Raw genomic sequence first — 21,616 nt, forward strand, 5'->3', positions numbered from 1 at the left:
GATTACTTCCTCTTTGCCTTCTTGTCCGCGCCGTGACCGTAATAGGTACGGGTCGGAGAGAATTCACCGAACTTGTGTCCGACCATGTCTTCGTTGACGGAGACGGGCACATGCTTGCTGCCGTTGTAGACGCCGAAGGTCAGACCAACGAACTGCGGCAGGATCGTGGAGCGACGGCTCCAGATCTTGATTACTTCGTTACGTCCGCTCTCGCGCACCTTCTCAGCCTTGGTGAGAAGATAGCCGTCAACAAACGGACCTTTCCATACTGAACGAGCCATTAGTGACTACCTCTCTTACTTCTTACGCTGATGGCGCGAGCGCATGATGAACTTGTCGGTCGACTTGTTCGAACGGGTGCGCTTGCCCTTCGTGGGCTTGCCCCACGGAGTAACCGGGTGGCGACCACCCGACGTGCGACCTTCACCACCACCGTGCGGGTGGTCGACCGGGTTCATGACGACGCCGCGAACGTGCGGACGCTTGCCGCGCCAACGGGAACGACCGGCCTTGCCGTCGTTGATGTTGGCGTGGTCCGAGTTCGAAACAGCACCGATCGATGCGAGGCAGGAGCCGTGCACCAGACGCTGTTCGCCCGAATTGAGACGCAGGATGGCCATGCCGGCATCGCGGCCGACGAGCTGGACATACGTACCGGCGGAGCGAGCGATCTGACCGCCCTTGCCCGGCTTCATCTCGACGTTGTGGATGATCGAACCAACCGGAATGTACTGAAGCGGCATGGTGTTGCCGGGCTTCACGTCCACTGCCTTGTCGGAGGCGATCACCTTGTCACCGGCAGCGAGACGCTGTGGCGCGAGAATGTAAGCCTGTTCGCCGTCGGTATACGTAACCAGCGCGATGAACGCGGTGCGGTTGGGGTCGTATTCCAGACGTTCAACGGTGCCTTCAACGTCAAACTTGCGACGCTTGAAGTCAACCAGACGGTAGGTCCGCTTGTGACCGCCACCCTGGAAACGGACGGTGATCCGGCCCTGGTTGTTACGGCCACCCTTGGAGCTGAGGCCCTGGGTAAGAGCCTTTACCGGCTTGCCCTTGTAGAGCGAAGCGCGGTCCACGATAACCAGCTGGCGCTGGCTCGGCGTGGTCGGATTGAAACTTTTCAATGCCATTTTATTGTTCCCTTTTGGGTCTTTGCCCGCTTGGGCCTAACCTTTAGAGTCCGGTGGACACGTCGATGGATTGACCTTCGGCGAGCGTAACGACGGCTTTCTTGACGTCCTTAAGCTTACCGGCGAACCCACGGAAACGACGGGTCTTACCCTTGCGGATAAGCGTGTTCACAGCCGTGACTTTGACGCCGAAGAGAGCTTCCACGGCAGCCTTGATTTCAGGCTTGGAAGCGCTTTTGGCGACGTTGAATACGACCTGGTTCTGTTCGGATACCAGCGTCGACTTTTCCGTGATCGAAGGAGATACGATCACATCGTAGTGGCGAAGATCCGTCATTTGAACCGCTCCTCCAGAGCCTCTACAGCAGCCTTGGAAAGCACCAGCTTGCCACGGCGCAGGATGTCGTAAACATTGATGCCCTGTACCGGCAGAACATCCACGTTCGGGATGTTCTGAGCAGCGAGCTTGAAGTTGCCATCAAGTTCAGCGCCGCCGATAACGAGAGCGTTGGTCAGGCCAAGCGAAGCGAAGCTGCCCAGCAGAGCCTTGGTCTTTGCTTCGGACGCAACGAGCTGATCAACGATGATCAGTTCCTCAGCCTTCAGCTTTGCAGACAGGGCGTGACGCAGAGCGAGCGCGCGAACCTTCTTCGGAAGGTCGTGTGCATGGCTGCGAACGACCGGGCCGTGGGCCTTGCCGCCGCCGCGGAACTGCGGTGCGCGAGCCGAATGGTGACGAGCGCGGCCCGTACCCTTCTGCTTGTACATCTTCGCACCGGTGCGGGAAACTTCCGACCGGTTCTTGGACTTGTGGGTTCCCTGCTGCTTCTTTGCAAGCTGCCAGCGAACCATGCGGGCCAGGATGTCCTGGCGGGGGTCGAGGCCGAAGATCTCATCCGACAGAGAAACCTTGCCGGCGTCTTTTCCCTCGAGGGTCTTGACGTTCAATTCCATGATAAGGCTCCCTTACTTCGCAGCCGACTTGACGGCGTCGCGGACGATGATCCAGGAACCCTTCGAGCCGGGAACTGCACCCTTTACGAGGATGAGGCCACGGTCTTCATCAGTCGAAACGACTTCGAGGTTCTGGGTCGTGACGCGCGTCTGGCCCATATGACCAGCCATGCGCTTGCCCTTCCAGACGCGGCCCGGATCCTGGTTGTTACCGGTCGAACCGTGTGCACGGTGCGATACGGAGTTACCGTGCGAAGCGCGGCCACCACCGAAGTTGTGACGCTTCATCGCACCGGCAAAACCTTTACCGATCGTGGTTCCAGTGACGTCGACCAGCTGGCCGGACTGAAAATGATTTGCGGTCAGTGTTGCACCGATATCGATCAGGTTCTCGGGGGAAACCCGGAACTCGACGAGCTTGGCTTTCGGTTCGACATTGGCAGCGGCAAAGTGGCCGCGAAGTGCCTTCGTCGTGTTCTTGACCTTGGACTGGCCGGCACCGAGCTGAACTGCGGTGTAGCCATTCTTGTCTTCCGTGCGCTGGGCAACGACTTGTACGTTATCCAGTCGCAATACTGTTACAGGGATATGTTCACCTGCGTCGTTATAGACGCGTGTCATACCCACTTTCTGTGCAATCACACCTGAACGCATTGGTTCATCCTCTTGCGAGCCTTGAAGGGAAAACCCTCTCTGGCCTTTGTTAAGGAGTGCCCTTCGACATCTCACGATGTTTCCGGTCTCCGGTTTGGAAGTCGTTGGATTGCTCCACGTACCTTCCTTGTTATTGGCCTTCACCCAAAGGTGAAGTCCGGCCTTGTTACTTCAGCCCTCACCTTGAATGGATCGGGCCGGGTCTTAGAGCTTGATTTCCACGTCAACGCCAGCAGCGAGGTCGAGCTTCATCAGAGCATCGACAGTCTGCGGGGTGGGGTCAACGATATCGAGAAGACGCTTGTGCGTCCGCATTTCGAACTGTTCACGGCTCTTCTTATCAACGTGAGGAGAGCGGTTGACGGTAAACTTTTCGATGCGGGTGGGGAGCGGAACCGGGCCGCGAACGCTGGCGCCGGTGCGCTTTGCGGTCGACACGATTTCACGGGTAGAGGCATCGAGGATCCGGTGATCGAACGCCTTGAGGCGGATACGGATATTCTGGCCGTTCATTCGTCTTGTCCTTGTTCTTTGTTATTCGTTTCCGCACGCGGAAACACATGAACTTCTATTGATCGTGGCGCCGCAGATTTTCAAAAATCGAGAGAAATGCGCTGTCGCATCCCAATCATTTCAATTGTCTGTATTGCTAAAACACCGCGTTTCGCAATCGCTTGCGAATCCAGCGGTGAGTGTGAGTGCGCGTTTACGCGCTTTCACCGAATTTTTCAAGCACTAAAAATGCAACGCCGCCAGGCTTTTTACCAAAAGTCCGGCGGCGGTGTTGTTCACACCGCCGCCAGTCTGAATTTCAAAGGTCGAAATTACTCGACGATCGAGGCAACGATGCCGGCGCCGACGGTACGGCCGCCTTCGCGGATAGCGAAGCGCAGCTTTTCTTCCATCGCGATCGGAACGATCAGCTCGACGTCAACGGTCACGTTGTCGCCAGGCATAACCATTTCCGTGCCTTCCGGAAGCGTAACGATGCCCGTTACGTCCGTCGTGCGGAAGTAGAACTGCGGACGGTAGTTCGTGAAGAACGGCGTATGACGGCCGCCTTCTTCCTTCGTCAGGATGTAGGCTTCAGCCTTGAACTTCTTGTGCGGCTTGACAGAACCCGGCTTGCACAGGATCTGACCACGCTCGACGCCATCACGGTTAACACCGCGAACCAGTGCACCGATGTTGTCGCCGGCCTGGCCCTGGTCGAGCAGCTTGCGGAACATTTCAACGCCGGTAACCGTCGTCTTCGAGGTCGGACGAATGCCGACGATTTCGACTTCTTCACCAACCTTGACGATACCGCGCTCAACGCGACCCGTCACAACCGTACCACGGCCGGAGATCGAGAACACGTCTTCGATCGGCATCAGGAACGGCTGGTCGATCGGACGCTCAGGCGTCGGGATGTAGGCGTCAACCGCAGCCATCAGCTCGCGGATCGCGTCTTCACCGATCTTCTTGTCAGAATCTTCAAGAGCGGCAAGTGCCGAACCCTTGATGATCGGGATATCGTCGCCCGGGAAGTCGTAGGACGACAGAAGTTCGCGAACTTCAAGCTCGACGAGCTCGAGAAGCTCGGCGTCGTCAACCTGGTCGACCTTGTTGAGGAACACGACGATCGCCGGAACGCCAACCTGACGGGCAAGCAGGATGTGCTCGCGGGTCTGCGGCATCGGGCCGTCAGCAGCCGAGCAAACCAGGATCGCGCCGTCCATCTGGGCAGCACCGGTGATCATGTTCTTCACGTAGTCGGCGTGGCCGGGGCAGTCGACGTGCGCGTAGTGACGGGCAGGCGTTTCGTATTCAACGTGCGCCGTCGAAATCGTGATACCACGGGCCTTTTCTTCAGGCGCGGCGTCGATCTGGTCATACGCCTTGAATTCGCCGAAGAACTTCGTGATCGCTGCCGTCAGCGACGTCTTGCCATGGTCAACGTGACCGATCGTGCCAATGTTGACGTGCGGCTTATTGCGCTCAAACTTGCTCTTTGCCATGTGAATTGCTTCCTGTGAACGTGAAGTAGTTTCCCCGGCGTACCGGTTTGGTGTCGCCGTTTAAGGCTTTGTAAGCGAATGCGCAAGACTTAATTGTGAAAGCGCCTTCGCGCGCGCCCTAAGCGTGCCTTGAGGCCCGTATATGGTATCTGATTTGCGACATTCAAACCCTCGCAAAGGCGAAGCGGGCATCGGCCCGACGAGCCCCTCCCCCAGAATGGCCGATCACTAAATAAGATATTTCTATCACAACTTCTTTACCTGCACCGGCATGATGGCTTAAGGACATTTCATCGCCGGGGGGAGACGGGCGACTGGAATCCGGCGCGAGCGCGCCATCCCAAGCCATATGTCGATCTGTCGCTTCCCTCGCGACCTCTCTATCCGTTTCAGGACCATCCCATGGAAATCTTCACAGCCGCCGGTTTCACGGCATTCTTACAGGTCATCGCAATCGACCTCGTGCTGGCGGGCGACAACGCCATCGTCATCGGCCTTGCCGCCGCCGGTCTGCCCGCTCACCTCCGCCGCAAGGCGATCCTGGTCGGCATCATCGCCGCCACGGTTCTGCGTATCGGCTTTGCCGCCGTCACCGTGCAGCTTCTCGCCATTGTCGGCCTGCAATTGTTCGGCGGCCTGCTGCTCGCCTGGGTGTGCTGGAAGATGTGGGTCGAACTGCGTGAGGCCGCAGGCTCCATCGAAGACGAGGTGACGGACGAAGAGGCCGATCTGACCAAAGGTCACAAGACCTTTTTCCAGGCCGCGACCCAGATCGTCATCGCCGATGTTTCCATGTCGCTGGACAACGTCCTTGCCGTCGCCGGCGCCGCGCAGGAACATGTGACGGTGCTCATCATCGGCCTCGTCGTTTCGATTGCGCTCATGGGTCTTGCCGCCAACTTCGTCGCCAAGCTGCTGCACCGCTATCGCTGGATTTCCTATCTCGGCCTGATGGTCATCATCTATGTCGCCCTCAACATGCTGTATCACGGCACGCTCGAGGTTCTGCCCTATCTCCAGCCCTATCTGAGCTGAAACGACCAGCAGAAACGCTTCTCCACAAGGCCCGGAAACGCCAGTTTCCGGGCCTTTTTCATGGCCTGCGCCCATGAGGCCGCCTCATCCTCTTTGCCGTCGCAGGACAGGAAGAATCAATCGCCGTGCGTGCTGCAACATCGGGAGAAGACAGGGAAATCGTGAATTTTCGCCGATGGATTCTGACAATTGAGGTCAGCCACGGGCAAGCCTAGGGAGCTAGGCAATAAGTCATAATAATAAAAAGAAAGGTAAAGCTGCCAATGGCTTATGACTGGAGCGGCGGTCGCACCCGCCGCCTTCGCAGGGTGAGGCTCGGTGTTGTCGCCAGCTCTCTTATCCTGCTGGCGCTTCTTGCGTCGCTCGTTCTTGGCTGAACGCGCCGCGCGCGCACTCGCACGCTGACCGGCGGCATGGCAAGGTTTTCAAAAAACCGCCCTGCCGCCGCTCCTTTGAGGCAACGCTCCCCACGATCAGGATTTCTTCGCCTCCACGCAATGAACCGGCTTTTTCATCTCCGGATCCGCCATCAGATCGTAAAGATCCGCCTCCTCGCCCTTCGACCACCAGACATAAATGCCGCCCTGATATTTGGCGCCCGACCCGGAAATGACATTTGCGGCAACGGTGACGCCATCCTTCAGCCCAAGCCGCACGAGGCTGATCTCACCGGCATTGAAATAGACGGCCTCCACCTTGTCGGCGGCGCATTGGTAGACGGTCTCCACCTTTTCAACCTTCGTGTCATTCGGGAGCGGAATCACCAGCTCTTCAGCCATGGCGCCGGTAGCGACCGACATGGAGAAAGCTGCAAGGCATGTCGCGGCAACGGATTTTTTCATGATGACCCTTTCCTGATCTCACCGAACCATAAGGTCACGCCAGCAAAGCCGAAATGGGGCGGCCGTCTCTCACCATATCAAATTTTCGGGAATATCGGCTTTGCAGGCATAAGGCGGCTTTATCGCCGCACAGGCCTCCGGCACTTTCATTCAGGCCGGCAAGCTGCGGCAAAACCTATCGAAACAGCCAATAAACGACGCCAAGGATCACCGTCCACATCAGCAGCGATATGGCCAGCACGGTGAGATAGTTTCGAAATCGTCTGGTCATCCGCCCACATTGCCGGCGAGCCGTCATCGGACAGCCGCAGCCGTTGAATTGCTGGATGCGGATCAAGCCGCAGGGTCAAATCTTTCTATCAAGAGACTGAATCGCAAGCCATTCGCAGATTTTACCCGCCCGAAAACGGGGTTGCCCCATGCGACACGTTTCCACCCTCAAAGGAATGGACTCATCCGCGATCAGGTCCTGATCGCGAACAGGAAGCGATATCCGTATCTGCCGGCGAATGGCGGCAAGGAGAAAAGGGGCGAAGGCAAACGGTCGCGACCGAATCGACTCACGCGTTATCCGAAACCGTGCCGGATAACGCGCTAACGCCAGAGGTAATCCGCCCCCGCCTGTCTCAGCTCTTCAGAGCCGTGTTGCACAGGCTCCAGTAGCCGCCGCCCTTCTGGATCCATTTCAGATCGCCGAGCGTGCCGTCATTCTTGTTCTTGTGATAGGAGTCGACACAGGTTTTCAGGCGGGCCTTTGCGGGCGTCTCGCTTGAGTATTTCTTATCGACAGCACTCGGGAAAGCGACGCCCTTCGGGGCCTTTGTCGTCGCTTTTTCGGGTTCTTTTTCGGTGGTGGCCGCGACCTGCTTGTCGTCGGCCGCATCCTCGGCTGCCGCCTCGCTGCCGCAGAACTTGGCGCGATAGTCGTTCCACTTGACGTCCTTGGCCGACCCGTCGGCTTTCGCCGCCTGATATTTCACACTGCACTCCTTCATGGTGAGTGCGGCTGCGGGGGAGACAAACGCCGCCGATGCCAGCAGCGCAAAGGATGAGAGAATGACAACCCTGTTAAACATTGAAGACTCCCGTTTGCATGATTGCCGGCCGACTATCTGACCGGATTTTCCGCTTGTCAACGAGCAGTGCGAAAGGACGGTGAAGCGAAGCTGGCGGGAATGGAACTTGCTCACCGGACAACCATTTTCCCGTTGAAGGCAGCGTCGCACCGTCATCATGAAAGCCGCCGCAGGACGCGGAGCATCCCCATATTGCCGCTTCAACCGCCTCCCGCGCCCAGCCTGGAGAATCACGTGTTCGTGTGGCGTCAACCCTTCGCCGGAACGAATTTCCTAAGTTTTCGTTAGCATACCGAACGAATAACGAGGATTTATCGATGTTGAGGATGCCGAAGACCATCTCCGCGCTCGCTCTTGGCGTCGCGATATCTGCCGCTGCTGTCGTGCCCGCCCATGCGTTGAGTCTCATACAGCCGGCCTACGAAACACAGGCGCAGGCGCAGAATTCAAATCAGCGAGGCTACCCGGCGTCTGCCTTTGCGGCAGGGAAAGGCGAAGAAGCCACGCCCAACGGCTACGCCCTGTCTGAAGCCGAGATCAACCATATAAAATGGTGTGCGGCGCGTTACACATCCTACCACCCCACCGACAACAGCTATATGGCCCCTGCCGGCACGCGGACGCAGTGCCGCTCCCCCTATTGATTCGATTAGGCCCGGGGGACATCTCCAGCCCGGGCCGTTGCCGAAAAGATAAAATTTACCTTAAATTCGACTGATCTGAACCTTTTGCCCGGCGAACCGTTTGAACGCGTATCAACGGGGAAAACGCGATGTTCTGGAATCTGGAAAAGCTCGAGCAGGAGCGACTTGATCTGATCGAGGTCATCACGGCCCTGCGTCGCGTGGAGCGCCTGTCGAAAACGGATCGCATCTCGATCTTTGAGGAAATCTCGGCGCATATGGGAAGGCTGAGCGAACTGGACGCGGAAAAACTGCGGATCCAGTCGGCGCTGGAGCCATCCTGAAGACGCGTTCTGCATGGCCGGAGCCCACAGACGCAGTCAGACCTCATAACAGGGCGCTCAGGAAGAACGCTTCCTACAGCTGGAAAATGCCGGAAGACGGCCGCATGTTTCTGCCGAGGCAAAAGGCGGCAACCCGCTCGTGGCCGAGCTTGCGACAACCGACAGTAGGGTAAATCTCCTTGCGTCCTACGATGCGGAATCGGGCCGGATGCGTATCGTACCGGTCGCAACCGGCAAGACGGACGAAAAATCATTAGAATTGTGGCTCGTCATGGATGGCGGCAAGACCCGCTCGCTTGGCGTTTTCCAGCCGGGCACGAACGGCGACCTTATCATTCCCGCCGACATGTGCGGCACCATAACGGATGGCACGACCGTCGCAATCAGCGTGGAGCCCTTCGCAGGCTCTCCGACCGGTCATGCAACCGGCCCGTTCATCGCTATCGGCACGGCGCGGCATCTGTGAGTTTTCAAACCGGTTTAGCACCGCCTGAGAGAAGCTTCTGCGCCGCTCTCATTATTGGCGGTGGTAAAAGCGGAAAATCAATCCTGCCGCTTCTCATGCCATGTCATCGTAAAACGCGTTCCCTGCCTCAGCTCGGGATGCGTATGGGTCTGCTCGACACGTGCACCGATATTCTGCGCCATCGCCATGATCAGCTTGGTACCGAGGCCTGTGCCACGCGGAGTCGAATTTGACGGCACGCCGACGCCGTCATCCTCCACCAGCAGAACAAACTGTCCATTATCTTCGGAGAGTTTGACGCGAACCGTACCGGTCTGGTCAGGATAAGCATATTTCAGCGCATTGGTCAGAAGCTCGGTTATGATGACACCAAGCGCCACGGCATGATCCGCCTTGAGATCGATTTCGCAAAGCGAAGTCTCGACCGTGACGGAAGAAGAGCCGGGCACCGCCTGGAACAGGTCGCCGATGATGGAGGTTAGATAGGAACTCAGGGAGACCAGCCCGACATTGGCGGTATTATAGAGGCTGCGGTGCACGCCGGCGATGGCCGAAATCCTGCTTTGCGTTTCCAGCAACGCGGTTTCCGCTTCCTGCGATTTCAGGGTGTTTATTTGCAAACGGATCATGGCCGACACCAGCGATAGGCTGTTCGCGACACGATGGTTCATCTCTTTCACCATCATTTCCGCGTGCTCTTTGGCCTTTACCAGCAAGCGGTCGGCCTCTTCCTTTGTCTGGCGCAGGCGATGGTTTTCCAATGCCTGGTTGATCGCCGTGAGCAGAAGCGGAAAAAAATCGTCTCCGACATTCTTGATGACGTAGTCGGCAGCACCCGCCTTGAGCGCGTCGATGGCGATCTGGGCCTCGTTTGAGCCCGTCACATAGAGAACCGGAGCCCTTGCCGGTATCGTCTGGATCGCGGCAAGAAATTCCATGCCCGTCGCCGTCTGGAAATAATGGTCGAGAACAACGACATCGAACTGCCCGTTTTGAAAAAGCTCCAGTCCGGAAGCGACGGAGGTGGCGTGAACCACTTCCATCCCGTGACGACCAAGAACGCGGCTGGAAAGCCGCGCCAGAGCCGGGTCGTCGTCGACATACAAAACGCGCAAAGCCATCATGCCTTCAAGGTATCTGAATTACGGAAAAGAACAGGCCGAGATTTTTGATGGCATTGGCAAAGCCCTCATAATCGACCGGCTTGGTTATATAAACATTCGCACCGAGATCATAGCATTTCTGAATTTCAGTCTCGTCATCAGTGGTTGTCAGCACAACCACGGGCAAACGGCGGGTATATTCATTGCTCTTGATCTGCTCGAGAATGTTAAGGCCCGACATATCCGGAAGATTGAGATCGAGCAGGACGAGAAGATAGCGGTCCTTGCTGACAAGCCCATCCCGACTTTCGCCTAATATGAAATCCAGCGCCTTGGCGCCAAGCGTAAAAGGCACGATCTCGTTGTTCACGCCGGCACGCCGCACGTTCTTCTCGATCAGCCGGGCATGGCCTTCGTCATCTTCGATCATCACGATCGTTACTTCCTGACCGGTCGCTTTCATTTTTCGCCTTCCTTGGTGACTCGTCTGAGATCGCTCGGCATCAGCAGGATGAATGTACTGCCCTCACCGAGTTTAGACTCGACTTTAATGTCACCTCCTAAATTTCTGATTAGCGAACGAACATGCGCGAGACCAATGCCCTCTCCCGGCTGGTCCTGACTGCCCGCCCGGCGAAAGAGCTCGAATACCCGTTCAAGATCCTGTTCCCCGATACCGCGCCCATTGTCGGCGACCTCGATACAAATCGCCCCCCGCCCGGCCGGATAGGCTCGTGCCGTCAGCCTCAGCGGACGGCCAGGCATCTGGTATTTCACCGCATTGTCGAAAAGATTTCCAAGAATCTGATCAAGGGATATTCGATCGGTCACGATCGTCAGCTTCGGCGTATCGACCTCAATCTCACCGCCATTGGCGTTGATCTGGTGGCGCACCGTCTCAGACAGCGACGAAAGCAACGTTTCGATATCAACCTTTTCCGGCTGTAGCTTTCGCTGGCCGTCGCGGGATATTTTAAGGATGGCGTTGATCAGCTGATCCATTTTGCGGGTAGACGAGCGAATGAAGCCGATAGCCTCTGGAATATCCTCTTCAACAGCCAGCCGCGCCTCACGGATAACATCTTCCGGCAGCGACTCGCCATCTGCGAGAACATAACGGCTCACCGGCTTCAGCGATGTATCGAATTCGGAGAGGAAGCCCATGATATTGACGAGCGGCGCGCGCAGGTCATGCGTTACGATATAGGCGAAGCGCTGAATTTCCTGATTGGCTCGCCGGAGATCGCGCGTTCTTTCCTCTACACGTTCTTCAAGATGACGATTGAGTTCATCGACATCCTCCCGCGACCTTGTCAGGGCGCGGATATAGGTGAAGACAAGGAAGATCGAACCACCGACCACAATGAGGATGGCGAGCGCACCGCCGACCGTCACCCACCGCAGCGTATTGGCGGCCCCCAGCTGATCCGCAACGATGATGCGCAAGCGATCATCTGTGTCCGATTGCAGGTCAAACAGAATACTCCTGATCTCGTTCATGAAGCGTTTGCCGTCATTATTGCGGACAACCTCAACCGCCTCCGTTATTCGGCCCGCACGCTGCAGATCTATGGTCTCGCGGGTCTCGGCCAACTTCGCGTCGATTGCCTGTCTCAGGCCCGAAAGAGACTGCTTGTATTGCTCGTCTTCCGTCAGAAGATCGAAAAGTCTTGACTGGCGTTGAGGCAAGCCACGCAGGGCTTCTTCATAAGGCAGGAGATAATCGCGATTATTGGTCAGCAGATATCCCCTCTGGCCGGTTTCGATGTCCTGCATCGTCGTCAGCACATCCAAAACAGCGGCACGGAAACGTCGGAGTTCCGCTGTTTCCTGGGAATAGCGGTTATTCACCTGCACAAGCCACAACGACATGGAGACCATGCCAATCAAAATCGCAACACCCACGGCAAGCATCAAAAGGCTTCGTTGGGCAAACGGTGAAAAACCAGTCACAGAAACACATTCCCGGTACGCACGAATTGAGTTTGCAAACTAGAGTACGACGACATCACAGGCGACTGTTTTCTTTTTATTTATGGAAGGAACCAGTTGGGGACTTAGGGGTTTTGCAATGTTGATTGGCGGTGCCAGACTGAGCCCAAATGACGAAAATGCGGTAACGATGAGCTATAGTTTCCAGGGAAAACAAATCCTCGTATTAGAGGACGACGCGCTTCTGGCGATGGATATGGAGGATTTCCTTTCCGATCTGGGAGTCAATGTCGTCGGGCCGGTTTCGCACATCGGTGCCGCCCTGGAGAAAATAAACGACACCGATCTGGATGGCGCCGTCATCGATCTCAATTTGCGAGGCGAATTGTCCTTACCCGTCATTGAAGAACTCAAGGCGGCAAACATCCCCTTCGTCATCTGCAGCGGATATGCGGAGATACCCGGGGTCCGCGCGCAACTAGACGGGCTGACGGTCGTCTCCAAACCCTGCGATTTCGACAATCTGTCGCGTGTTCTGGCGAACGAGTTTTCACTGACCAACTAAGTGCGGGGCCAATCTCGGTCGGGTGCCCCACTCCGCTTCTTTTCGTCTGGCGACTTAGTCCAGGGGAAAGATGACCTGATATCGCAAGCCGTCGCGATCATAGCGAATTTCGCTTTCCGCCTGCAATTCGTATTGCACACCCCTTGTTATCAGGGTTGTTCCAAATCCGGTATCCTGCGGCACGGAAACAGGCGGGCCGCCACTTTCCTGCCACCGCAGGTCGATGCAGTCATGGCCGTCTCCGTTCAGAACCTTTTTCCAGACAACCTCGACCTTTCCGTTTGCGCCGGAAAGAGAACCGTATTTCTGGGCATTTGTGGCTAGCTCGTGCAGGATCATTCCCAGCGCCAGCGCCGATTTCGGCGACACCTGTACCTCATCCGGACCGTCGAGTTCGATCCTGCTCGCAAAGGTATTATGCGGCTCGATCGCCCGCGTCACGACATCCCTCAGATTCGTCTCGCCCCAATTACTCTGAAAAAGCAGCGCATGGCTCTCCGCAAGGGCACTCACGCGGGCCACCAGCCGTTCTTGGTAATCCTTGATGGAGGTGCTGCCTTTGGCCGTTCTGCGAATGATTGAAACGACCATCGCCATCGTGTTCTTGACGCGATGGCTGAGCTCACGGACGAGCAGCTCCTTGTGCAGCTCCGCCCGCTTTCGCTCCTGTTTCTCCCGGGCTTCCGCCAGCGCGCGCTCGACAGCGGATGGCAGTCTCACAAGCCGCTGCTTGAGAACATAATCCGTCGCCCCGCGCCGGAATGCATCGATCGCCGCGTCCTCGCCTAAGACACCGGACACGAAAATGAACGGCGTATCGGGTCTTCTCGCCATAACGACATCGAGCGCCGACATGCCATCGAAGTCCGGCAAGGAGAAATCCGCGAGAATGATATCGAACTGCTGTTTTTCCAACGCCTCAATGAACGATGCCTTGCCTACGGCTCTCGTTACCGCAGGTGGCGGCGAAAGGCGTGAAAGCTGTTCTTCGATCAGTTCGGCATCCACAGAACTGTCTTCCAGGAGAAGAAGTCTGCTTGCCTCCATTCGCGACACCGCCTCATCCGCCATTGCGATGTGCACCCGGTGGCGGTTCGTTCAGGAGAGCCCAGAAGACACCAAGATCCTGTATCGCCTTGAAGAACTGGTTGAATTCCACGGGCTTGACGACAAAAGCGTTCACGCCGAGTTCGTAGCTCCTAACGAGATCCTGTTCTTCTCGCGAAGACGTCAGCATGACGACGGGAATGTGCCGCAAGTGATCGCTGCCCTTGACCGTCTGCAACACCTCAAGCCCATCCACTTTCGGCAGTTTGAGGTCGAGAAGAACTACTGCCGGATCACCAGCCGAGCGGTTATGATAGCTACCGGTTACATTCAGATAGTCGAGTGCCTCGGTGCCATCGCGTGCCACCACCACCTCATTCGCCAATTGGCATTTTTCAAGAGCGGTCAGCGTTAGTTCCAGATCGCGTGGATTGTCTTCCACCAGCAGAATGGGTCTGAGTTCAGGCAATTTTTTCCTCTTCAACTTTCATAACCGGCAATGTGAAGAAGAACGTGGCTCCCTCACCGACAGTTCCCTCGGCACCGACCGAACCGTGATGGCGTTCGACAATTCGTCGCACCAACGCCAGTCCAATGCCCGTTCCCTCGAAATCCTCTACCCGCTGCAACCTCTGGAACACACCAAAAAGCTTGGAGTAATAGGCCATATCGAAGCCAACACCATTGTCTTCGACCGAATAAGTGACGTCATCCTCGGTTTCCACCGCAGAAATGATGATGATCGAGACCGGCTCCCGAGACGAATATTTGATGGCATTTTCGATGAGATTGTACCAGACCTGCCGCAGCAGGGTCGCATCCCCGAATATCACCGGTAACTCTCCGATGCGCCACTCGATCTGGCGATCCGCAACGGCGGGCGCCAGAGAGCGACGAACTTCGCTCACCACCTTCTGCATATCCACCGGTTTCAGGGTGAGTTGCGTGCGGCCAAGCTGTGAAAAATTCAGGAGATCATCCACCAGCCTGCCGGCACCCAGCGCCGCCTCTGATATCATCTGCAGATAATGCAGGGATTTCTCGTCCAGAACATTGCTGCGCTCCCGCAGTAACTGCGCAAACCCGACAATATGACGGAACGGGGCACGCAGGTCGTGCGAAACAGAATAGGAAAATGCCTCCAACTCTTTGTTGGTCCGCTGCAATTCCCGCGTCAGATCCGCCATCTCCTCGGCCTTGCGCAGGACAATGCCGATGATCGCGCTGCGAAGCTCCCTCGCCGCCGCAAGCTCGGCCTCCGACCAGGGGGATGACGTATTGCGCAATTGCTCCTTCCAGATTTCAAAGGACTTGCGCGGATGAATGCGCCCGCTCTCCTGCACCGTCTTGTGCGGATCACCGCCCCAGCGCACCGTTTTTATGACTTCCGGCCGAAACCAGATAAGCCAACTGCCGTGCAATTCCGAAACCCGCATCGCAATAATTCCGCTTGCGGCGGCAGCATAGGCCTCAGCGGCAGCGTAATCGCCGGCCAGATTGTCGGTTGCAAAAACATCCACAACGTCCTTCTCTGCCAACCATAAGACAAGCTCTTCAACTTGCTGCCGTGACGGCGTTCTGCCGACAAGCTCATAGTCGTCGCCAAGGACGAGTGCAGCGCCGTCCGCTCCCACCTGTTTCAGCAGGTCGTTTTTTTCGTCGTCACCCGCAAGCAGTCCATCAACCCATTTTTCGGCGGCGGCCATGCCTTTCAAGAGACGCGCCTGAATTTGGCCAAGCTCCACCCGGCGGAATGCATCCTGGGAACTCCGCTCGGCCGCGATCCGCATAGACAGGAGCTGTGCCGCAAAATCACAGGCTTCACGGACGGCAAAGGATGCCGAATGGGGTGTCGCATGGTGGCAGGCGATCAAGCCCCAGAGAGTGCCATTAACGATGATAGACACGGACATCGAAGCGGCCGTGCCCATATTGCGCATATATTCGAGATGAACCGGCGACACGCTGCGAAGCTGCGAAAAGCTCATATCGAGCACCGCTCCCGTTTCCGCATTGACCGGCGGTCTGATCGGGACAGGCTTATAATCGACATCGGGAATCATTCGCAGGCGATTGATGGTGTAGAGCTGCCGCGCCTGCGGCGGGATATCGCCCGCCGGAAAGCGAAGTCCGAGATAAGACGGCAAAGTCCCGCTTCCGGCTTCCGCCACGACATGGCCGCTCCAGTCCAGTGCGAAATCATAAATCAAGGTACGATCATAACCGCTGATCGAGGACACCAATTGCGCGGTCCGCGAAAGAGCGTCCTCGAGCGACGGCGCGCTGTTCAGATATTGCGCCAGATTGGTAAGTTCGCCCATCAGCTTTTCAGCCGACTCGCCCTCTCTTGCCTTTTCCACCTCGAGAATAACCAAAGTCCCTGATCGATGCGCCGAAACATCGAGTTTCTTTTCGGCCCACGCATATCGGAAGTTGCTCTCTTCGGAGGAATACCAGGCGGAGAGTGCGGAGATGAAAGGCAAGATTTTTTCGGTGACGACGACCCCGATTGGCAGGGCCACACCAATATAGTCGGCAAGATTATCGCTCGCCTGCACCAGGGAAAATTCCCGCGCGGACAGAGCCAGAAGGGCCCCATGTTCCTGAATAGCACCGGGAATGTGGATGGGCTCGGCGCCGCAACTATCCAGTTTCGGCGTATTTGAACTCATAACTTTCTCCAGCCGCTCTCTTTGCAAGAACGTTCGACCTGCTCAAAAGATGCCGCCAACCTATTGATTATTGCGAAGATGTAAACGCTGGTTTTGGCAAGAGGTTGAAATGGCGCCCATATGACATCAATGCGATTCATTGGCTGGCAAAACCGTGACGGTGAAAAGCTCGCGTGCCGGACCATCCCGCAGAAATAGGCGCTACATGCGCACGGTAAAGCGAAGGGAAGCCAGCGATTGAGGAAATTTATCGATTTTTTCAGGGGTAGCTGGAGCGGGTAGCGGGAATCGAACCCGCGTATTCAGCTTGGAAGGCTGCTGCTCTACCATTGAGCTATACCCGCGGTGGTGATTTCGATCCGTGCAGAATGGTGGAGGGAGTTGGATTTGAACCAACGTAGGCGTAGCCAACGGATTTACAGTCCGTCCCCTTTAACCACTCGGGCATCCCTCCAGCTTTCTGCTAGGATCGAGCGACCAAGCTCTTCAGATTTCGCTGCGGCGAAGCGCCGTTGCGTCGTCTGTGGCGCGTATATGACGGCCTCGTTCGTTTCTGTCAACACGCCCTTTCACGAATTTTCGGGAAAAAATTCAAACCTCTTTACGGCCCTGTGGATTATCGCGGGGGCTGGTGCGCGCCTCCCGGCGGAGATATAAGGCGCCATGAGCAAAGACGATCCCAAGAACAAATCCACCCGCGACACGCACTATGCCAACCTGCGCCGCGCCGTGCGCGACGCCAAGCGCGAGCGCGGCGAAATTCCGACCCCGCAGCAACCGAGGCGCAAGAACCGCGGCGCGGACGACTGGAAGCCGCCGCAGCTAGCGCCCGATCAGGTGCATCTTTACGGCCTGCATACCGTGCGTGCCGCACTCGCCAATCCCGAACGGCAGATCGTCAAGCTCTCCGTCACCCAGAACGCCTTTGTGCGGCTGGATATCGGCGAGGCCGATGCCCAGCCCTTCCCGGTCGAGATGGTTTCCCCTCAGGATATCGACCGTGTGCTCGGCCCCGAGGCCATCCACCAGGGCGTGATGCTGGAAACCCGGCCGCTGCCGGTCAAGCGTCTCGGCGCGCTGAAGGACAGCCCGCTCATTCTCGTGCTCGATCAGGTCACCGATCCGCACAATGTCGGCGCCATCATGCGCTCGGCGGTCGCCTTCAACGCCGGCGCCGTCATCACCACCATGCGCCACAGCCCGACCGAGTCGGGCGTGCTGGCGAAATCGGCTTCCGGTGCGCTGGAACTCATTCCCTATATCCAGATCACCAATCTGGCCGATGCGCTCGGCGAGTTGCACAAGCTCGGCTTCTTCTCCGTCGGTCTGGATTCGGAAGGCCCCGCCCCCATCGAGCAGACCTTCAGCGGTGAAAAAATCGCTCTGGTGCTGGGCGCCGAAGGCAAGGGCCTGCGCCAGAAAACGCGCGAAACCGTCTCGGCGCTCGCCCGTCTCGATATGCCCGGCGAGATCAAATCGCTCAACGTTTCGAATGCGGCAGCCATCGCCCTTTATGCAACGCAGCAATTTCTGGGCAAAGCGTCGTCCTGACGCTTCGCCTTCCTTGCGAAATCGCAAAGCGCAACGCATGCTGCGCTTTTTCGCAAGGAGCAAATTTCAACATGACCGAGCAGACCATCAAACCGACCGGCGAGCTGACGCTCAGAACGCTTGCCATGCCGGCCGACGCCAATCCGGCCGGCGATATTTTCGGCGGCTGGGTCATGTCGCAGATGGACTTGGCGAGCGGCATCCGTGCAGCGGAGCGTTCGCGCTGTCGCGTCGTCACGGCGGCGGTCAAGGAAATGGCGTTCGAGTTGCCGGTGAAGATCGGCGATACGCTGTCCATCTATACCGATATCGCCCGCGTTGGCCGCACCTCCATCACCCTGACGGTGGAGGCCTGGGCGCAGCGGTCGCGTTATGACAAGCTGGAAAAAGTCACCGCCGGAACCTTCATCATGGTGGCGATGGACGAAAACGGACAACCCACGCCCATTCCGGCAGCGGAATAAGCGCGCTGCGGCGCTGGGCTCCAGCGCCACTCTCCATTTAAGCGGCATATATAACAACAAGCAGCATCGGCATCCCACGCTTTGTCGGGACCGACCCCTCCCTTCCCGTCATTGTGTCGCGGTGACATCTCGCCGCAAATATGACATTCCGATTGCATGGGATTCATTCGCAGGATCATGCAGGACAGAAGTTCGGCTGGCGCCATCGCCATGCTGGCGGTTCTGCTTTTCCTTTTGCAGGGGCTCGCCAACGGCCTGACCAGCGGCAACATGGCGATGGCCGCGCTGGCGGCGGATGAGATCATCTGTTCCAGCCATATGCCGGAAGGCGGCTCCGGCAAACACAACCCTGCCGGCAAGATCGCCGACGACTGTTGCGGCACGCTCTGCCGTCTGGCTTCGGCCACGGCCGCCGCTCTTCCGGTTATTCCCGTCGAGCGCGCGGACAATATTCTCCCTGCGGTCGAAGTCACCTTCCTGAACATCCACGCGGCGTTGCCGCCATCGCCGCCCAATCTGGAATCGCGCCCACGCGCACCTCCCTCCGCTCCGCAACGCTAGAACACTGTCCGGCCTACCGGAAAATCAATTCTCTTGCGGAGACATCCATGTCCGTTACGACCTCTTTCGAGGGCGAGCGCGCGCCTGCGCATTCCTCGTCCGCAAATCTTTACCGCGCCGTATGGCGCTGGCATTTCTACGCCGGTCTGCTCGTCCTGCCCTTCATGATATCGCTCGCCGTCACCGGTGCGCTGTATCTCTTCCGGGACGAGTTCGATAATCTCATCCATTCAGACCTGAAGCGGATCGAAGTGGTGCAAAATGCGCCGAAAGCGCTGCCTTCCGAGATCGTGAGTGCAGCACTTGCGGCCGTTCCCGGCACAGCCGTCAAATATACCACCCCCGCCGATCCGGGCGCATCGACGGAAATCACCGTCAATACGGCGGATGGAAAGCGGGCCGTCTACGTCAATCCCTACACTGTTGAGGTTGCGGGCTCCCTGCCGGATCGCGGCACCGTCATGTGGACGATCCGCTATCTCCACAGCCTGAAATATTTCGGTACCTATGCCCGCTATCTGATCGAGATCGCTGCCGGCTGGTCCATCCTTCTTGTCGCCACCGGCATCTATCTCTGGTGGCCGCGAAAACAGACCGGCGGTGTCGTGACCGTGCGCGGCACGCCGAAAAAGCGGGTGTTCTGGCGCGATACCCATGCTGTCACCGGCATTTTCGTCGGCTCCTTCATCGTTTTCCTTGCGGTCACCGGCATGCCCTGGTCGGGCGTCTGGGGTGCGAAGGTCAATGAATGGGCGAATGGCAGCAACTTCGGATATCCGGCGGGCATTCGCACCGATGTTCCGATGTCGGGGGAACATCTCGATCACGTGGCGAAGACAAGCTGGTCACTGGAGCAGGCGAAAATACCGGAATCCACCCATTCAGCGGAAGGCCAGCCAATCGGGATCGACGAGGCGATAGCACGTTTCGACGCGCTCGTTCTTGCCGCCGGTTACGCTGTCTCCCTGCCGGGAAAACCGACGGGCGTCTATAGCGGCTCCGTCTATCCCGACGATCTCGCGCAGCAACGAGTCGTCCACCTCGATCAATATAGCGGTAAACCGCTGATCGATATGAGCTACGCCGATTACGGCCCGCTCGGTAAGGCGTTGGAATGGGGCATCAACGTGCATCTGGGCCAGCAATATGGCCTCGCCAACCAGATCGTGCTTCTGGCCGCCTGTATCGGCATTGTGCTGCTTGCTGTGTCTGCCGGCATCATGTGGTGGAAACGCCGCCCGAAAGGGGCGCTCGGCGTGCCACCCCTGCCGCAGGAGAAACGCGCCCTATACGGCCTGCTCGCCATACTCGCCATCGGCGGCATCATTTTCCCGCTGGTGGGCGCGAGCCTGCTGGTCATGCTGGCGCTGGATCTGATCGTACAGTCGCGCCAGAAACGACGTTCAATCTGAAAATGAAAACAGCCGGGCGAAAATCCCGGCTGTTCCCTTGTTATCGGCAATGCGACGGCAACGGCCCTCAGAACATCGTATTGGTGTTCGCCGCCTTTTCCGGCACCTCCTGGATCACGTCCCAGTGCTCGGTGATCTTGCCGTCGGTAACCCGGAAAATATCGACGATGGCCCTGCCGCGATCACCTTCATTTTCCGTCGAATGGATGTGCAGATAGACCAGATCGCCATCCGTGGCGCTACGCACGATCCGCGCTTTCGACTGCGGGTTTTCCTTGAAGAAGCCGGTAAAATAATTGACGAACGGCGCCTTGCCATCCGGCACCATCGGGTTGTGCTGCTTGTAGCTGTCGACGAGGACGGCGGCGCCCTTGTCAACCTCATGCTTGTTGAAGACCGTGTCGTAAAACTCGATCACCAGTTTGCGGTTGGCTTCTTCCTGCGCGAAGTCCCGTGCTGCGGTTTGCGCCAGAACGGGTACCGCCATCAAGGCGGGCACGAGGGCGAAAGCGGCGATGGCAAGACGGCGCGTTACGAAATTCATGGGTGATACCTCTCAATAACCGACGGTGAAACGCTGGCGGGAATGCTGCGGCTTCTCGATTTCATCGACAAGCGCGATGGCATAGTCTTCGAAGGAAATGCGGCTGCCCTCATCGTTGCTGAGGAGATTATCCTTGCCGATGCGGAATTTGCCCGTTCTTTCGCCCGGCACGAATTCGGCGGATGGCGACAGGAAGGTCCAGTCGAGCTGCTTTTCCTGTTTCAGCCGGTCCAGAAACTCCGCGCCCTTGGTCGCTTCAGCCTTGTAGGCGGCCGGGAAATCCGGCAGGTCGACCACACGCTGGCCCGGCGCAATTTCAAGGCTGCCGGCGCCGCCGACGACGAGATAGCGCTGAACGCCGGAGGCGCGCACGGCCTCGATCAGCCTTGCCGGATCGCTGGCGGTGAAATGCACCGAACTGATCACGGCATCGTGACCCTTCAGCAGTTCCGAAAGCCCTGCCTGATCGAAAACATCGCCCTCCTTTGCCACCACATTCGGCAGGCTGGCGATCTTTTCGGGATTGCGGGCAATTGCCGTCACGTGATGTCCCCGGTCGGAAAGTTCCTTCAGAATACGGGACCCGGCATTGCCGGAAGCGCCGATGAGCGCGATTTTAGCCATGGCTTCTTTCCTCT

General features: G+C 57.6%; 25 protein-coding genes, 2 tRNA genes and 1 pseudogene. 9 read left to right on the forward strand and 19 right to left on the reverse strand.

All coding sequences use genetic code 11. The features are described from left to right. Window positions 1-2: 2 nt before the first annotated feature. The 7 genes from rpsS to tuf all read right to left on the reverse strand — a co-directional run bounded on the left by rpsS (window position 3) and on the right by tuf (window position 4,741). Window positions 3-281, reverse strand: a complete 279-nt coding sequence (rpsS, locus tag F3H58_RS01020; RefSeq protein ID WP_003507772.1) for a 30S ribosomal protein S19 — start codon at window positions 279-281, stop codon at window positions 3-5. Between the two features lie 15 nt (window positions 282-296). After that, window positions 297-1,133, reverse strand: coding sequence for a 50S ribosomal protein L2 (gene rplB, locus F3H58_RS01025; protein ID WP_003521004.1), 837 nt, complete (start codon window positions 1,131-1,133; stop codon window positions 297-299). Window positions 1,134-1,176: 43 nt separating this feature from the next. Next, window positions 1,177-1,470, reverse strand: a complete 294-nt coding sequence (locus F3H58_RS01030) for a 50S ribosomal protein L23 (protein ID WP_003495178.1) — start codon at window positions 1,468-1,470, stop codon at window positions 1,177-1,179. Then, window positions 1,467-2,087 carry a 50S ribosomal protein L4 gene (gene rplD, locus F3H58_RS01035; RefSeq protein WP_003495173.1) on the reverse strand — a complete coding sequence of 207 codons (621 nt, stop codon included), beginning with the start codon at window positions 2,085-2,087 and terminating at the stop codon, window positions 1,467-1,469. Before rplD ends, F3H58_RS01030 begins: the two co-directional genes overlap by 4 nt. Before the next feature lie 12 nt (window positions 2,088-2,099). Next, the gene (gene rplC, locus F3H58_RS01040) at window positions 2,100-2,741 is read right to left on the reverse strand and encodes a 50S ribosomal protein L3 (RefSeq protein WP_003507769.1); all 642 of its coding nucleotides are present in this window, start codon (window positions 2,739-2,741) and stop codon (window positions 2,100-2,102) included. 204 nt (window positions 2,742-2,945) lie between these two features. After that, window positions 2,946-3,254 (reverse strand): 30S ribosomal protein S10, encoded by a 309-nt coding sequence (rpsJ, locus tag F3H58_RS01045; RefSeq protein ID WP_003507767.1) that lies wholly within the window; start codon window positions 3,252-3,254, stop codon window positions 2,946-2,948. 311 nt (window positions 3,255-3,565) lie between these two features. Then, window positions 3,566-4,741, reverse strand: a complete 1,176-nt coding sequence (tuf, locus tag F3H58_RS01050; RefSeq protein WP_003525183.1) for an elongation factor Tu — start codon at window positions 4,739-4,741, stop codon at window positions 3,566-3,568. Window positions 4,742-5,143: 402 nt separating this feature from the next. On the opposite strand from tuf, the gene F3H58_RS01055 reads away from it, so the two are divergent. Next, window positions 5,144-5,776 (forward strand): TerC family protein, encoded by a 633-nt coding sequence (locus F3H58_RS01055; RefSeq protein WP_035263395.1) that lies wholly within the window; start codon window positions 5,144-5,146, stop codon window positions 5,774-5,776. Between the two features lie 473 nt (window positions 5,777-6,249). On the opposite strand, the gene F3H58_RS01070 is transcribed toward F3H58_RS01055, so the two are convergent. Then, window positions 6,250-6,618 (reverse strand): MliC family protein, encoded by a 369-nt coding sequence (locus F3H58_RS01070; RefSeq protein ID WP_149740927.1) that lies wholly within the window; start codon window positions 6,616-6,618, stop codon window positions 6,250-6,252. Between the two features lie 626 nt (window positions 6,619-7,244). Continuing rightward, on the reverse strand, window positions 7,245-7,694 hold the full coding sequence (locus tag F3H58_RS01080) for a hypothetical protein (RefSeq protein WP_065655883.1): 450 nt from the start codon (window positions 7,692-7,694) through the stop codon (window positions 7,245-7,247). Between the two features lie 317 nt (window positions 7,695-8,011). Between F3H58_RS01080 and F3H58_RS01085 the strand changes: the two genes are divergently transcribed. The 3 genes and pseudogenes from F3H58_RS01085 to F3H58_RS01095 form a co-directional block, all read left to right on the forward strand. Beyond that, a complete protein-coding gene (locus F3H58_RS01085; protein ID WP_149740928.1) occupies window positions 8,012-8,338 on the forward strand; it encodes a BA14K family protein in 327 nt (108 codons plus the stop codon). 128 nt (window positions 8,339-8,466) lie between these two features. Then, window positions 8,467-8,661, forward strand: coding sequence for a hypothetical protein (locus F3H58_RS01090; RefSeq protein WP_149740929.1), 195 nt, complete (start codon window positions 8,467-8,469; stop codon window positions 8,659-8,661). 106 nt (window positions 8,662-8,767) lie between these two features. Beyond that, window positions 8,768-9,127 (forward strand): annotated as a pseudogene (locus F3H58_RS01095) (anti-sigma factor); the annotation flags it as partial. 77 nt (window positions 9,128-9,204) lie between these two features. Here the strand turns inward: F3H58_RS01095 and F3H58_RS01100 are convergent. Genes F3H58_RS01100 through F3H58_RS01110 form a run of 3 tightly spaced genes read right to left on the reverse strand, consistent with a single transcriptional unit; the run spans window position 9,205 to window position 12,144 of the window. Further along, the gene (locus F3H58_RS01100; RefSeq protein ID WP_149740930.1) at window positions 9,205-10,251 is read right to left on the reverse strand and encodes a sensor histidine kinase; all 1,047 of its coding nucleotides are present in this window, start codon (window positions 10,249-10,251) and stop codon (window positions 9,205-9,207) included. 4 nt (window positions 10,252-10,255) lie between these two features. Continuing rightward, window positions 10,256-10,693: a response regulator gene (locus F3H58_RS01105; protein WP_006316407.1), complete on the reverse strand. Its 438-nt coding sequence runs from the start codon at window positions 10,691-10,693 to the stop codon at window positions 10,256-10,258. After that, window positions 10,690-12,144 carry a sensor histidine kinase gene (locus tag F3H58_RS01110; RefSeq protein ID WP_149740931.1) on the reverse strand — a complete coding sequence of 485 codons (1,455 nt, stop codon included), beginning with the start codon at window positions 12,142-12,144 and terminating at the stop codon, window positions 10,690-10,692. Before F3H58_RS01110 ends, F3H58_RS01105 begins: the two co-directional genes overlap by 4 nt. 157 nt (window positions 12,145-12,301) lie before the next feature. On the opposite strand from F3H58_RS01110, the gene F3H58_RS01115 reads away from it, so the two are divergent. Further along, a complete protein-coding gene (locus F3H58_RS01115; RefSeq protein ID WP_236766920.1) occupies window positions 12,302-12,727 on the forward strand; it encodes a response regulator in 426 nt (141 codons plus the stop codon). A 54-nt stretch (window positions 12,728-12,781) separates the two neighbouring features. Here F3H58_RS01115 and F3H58_RS01120 read toward each other — a convergent pair whose 3' ends face one another. From F3H58_RS01120 to F3H58_RS01140, 5 genes are all read right to left on the reverse strand, one after another. Continuing rightward, window positions 12,782-13,774, reverse strand: coding sequence for a sensor histidine kinase (locus F3H58_RS01120; RefSeq protein WP_149740932.1), 993 nt, complete (start codon window positions 13,772-13,774; stop codon window positions 12,782-12,784). 13 nt (window positions 13,775-13,787) lie between these two features. Further along, window positions 13,788-14,243 (reverse strand): response regulator, encoded by a 456-nt coding sequence (locus tag F3H58_RS01125; RefSeq protein ID WP_065655878.1) that lies wholly within the window; start codon window positions 14,241-14,243, stop codon window positions 13,788-13,790. Continuing rightward, window positions 14,236-16,446: a sensor histidine kinase gene (locus F3H58_RS01130; RefSeq protein WP_149740933.1), complete on the reverse strand. Its 2,211-nt coding sequence runs from the start codon at window positions 16,444-16,446 to the stop codon at window positions 14,236-14,238. The genes F3H58_RS01125 and F3H58_RS01130 overlap by 8 nt, the downstream gene beginning before the upstream one ends. 270 nt (window positions 16,447-16,716) lie before the next feature. Further along, window positions 16,717-16,790: transfer RNA gene (locus F3H58_RS01135), tRNA-Gly, on the reverse strand. Between the two features lie 25 nt (window positions 16,791-16,815). Continuing rightward, window positions 16,816-16,900: transfer RNA gene (locus F3H58_RS01140), tRNA-Tyr, on the reverse strand. A gap of 209 nt (window positions 16,901-17,109) precedes the next feature. On the opposite strand from F3H58_RS01140, the gene F3H58_RS01145 reads away from it, so the two are divergent. From F3H58_RS01145 to F3H58_RS01160, 4 genes are all read left to right on the forward strand, one after another. Next, on the forward strand, window positions 17,110-17,997 hold the full coding sequence (locus F3H58_RS01145) for a TrmH family RNA methyltransferase (protein WP_149740934.1): 888 nt from the start codon (window positions 17,110-17,112) through the stop codon (window positions 17,995-17,997). A 71-nt stretch (window positions 17,998-18,068) separates the two neighbouring features. After that, window positions 18,069-18,461, forward strand: a complete 393-nt coding sequence (locus tag F3H58_RS01150) for an acyl-CoA thioesterase (protein ID WP_063949081.1) — start codon at window positions 18,069-18,071, stop codon at window positions 18,459-18,461. A gap of 156 nt (window positions 18,462-18,617) precedes the next feature. Continuing rightward, a complete protein-coding gene (locus F3H58_RS01155) occupies window positions 18,618-19,022 on the forward strand; it encodes a DUF2946 family protein (RefSeq protein ID WP_149740935.1) in 405 nt (134 codons plus the stop codon). Between the two features lie 47 nt (window positions 19,023-19,069). After that, window positions 19,070-20,434 (forward strand): PepSY-associated TM helix domain-containing protein, encoded by a 1,365-nt coding sequence (locus F3H58_RS01160; RefSeq protein WP_149740936.1) that lies wholly within the window; start codon window positions 19,070-19,072, stop codon window positions 20,432-20,434. Between the two features lie 67 nt (window positions 20,435-20,501). Here F3H58_RS01160 and F3H58_RS01165 read toward each other — a convergent pair whose 3' ends face one another. Further along, a complete protein-coding gene (locus F3H58_RS01165; RefSeq protein WP_149740937.1) occupies window positions 20,502-20,978 on the reverse strand; it encodes a nuclear transport factor 2 family protein in 477 nt (158 codons plus the stop codon). 12 nt (window positions 20,979-20,990) lie between these two features. Then, the gene (locus tag F3H58_RS01170) at window positions 20,991-21,602 is read right to left on the reverse strand and encodes an NAD(P)-dependent oxidoreductase (protein WP_149740938.1); all 612 of its coding nucleotides are present in this window, start codon (window positions 21,600-21,602) and stop codon (window positions 20,991-20,993) included. Window positions 21,603-21,616 lie beyond the last annotated feature (14 nt).

Source organism: Rhizobium sp. NFACC06-2, from assembly GCF_900101425.1.
GTDB lineage: Bacteria > Pseudomonadota > Alphaproteobacteria > Rhizobiales > Rhizobiaceae > Agrobacterium > Agrobacterium leguminum.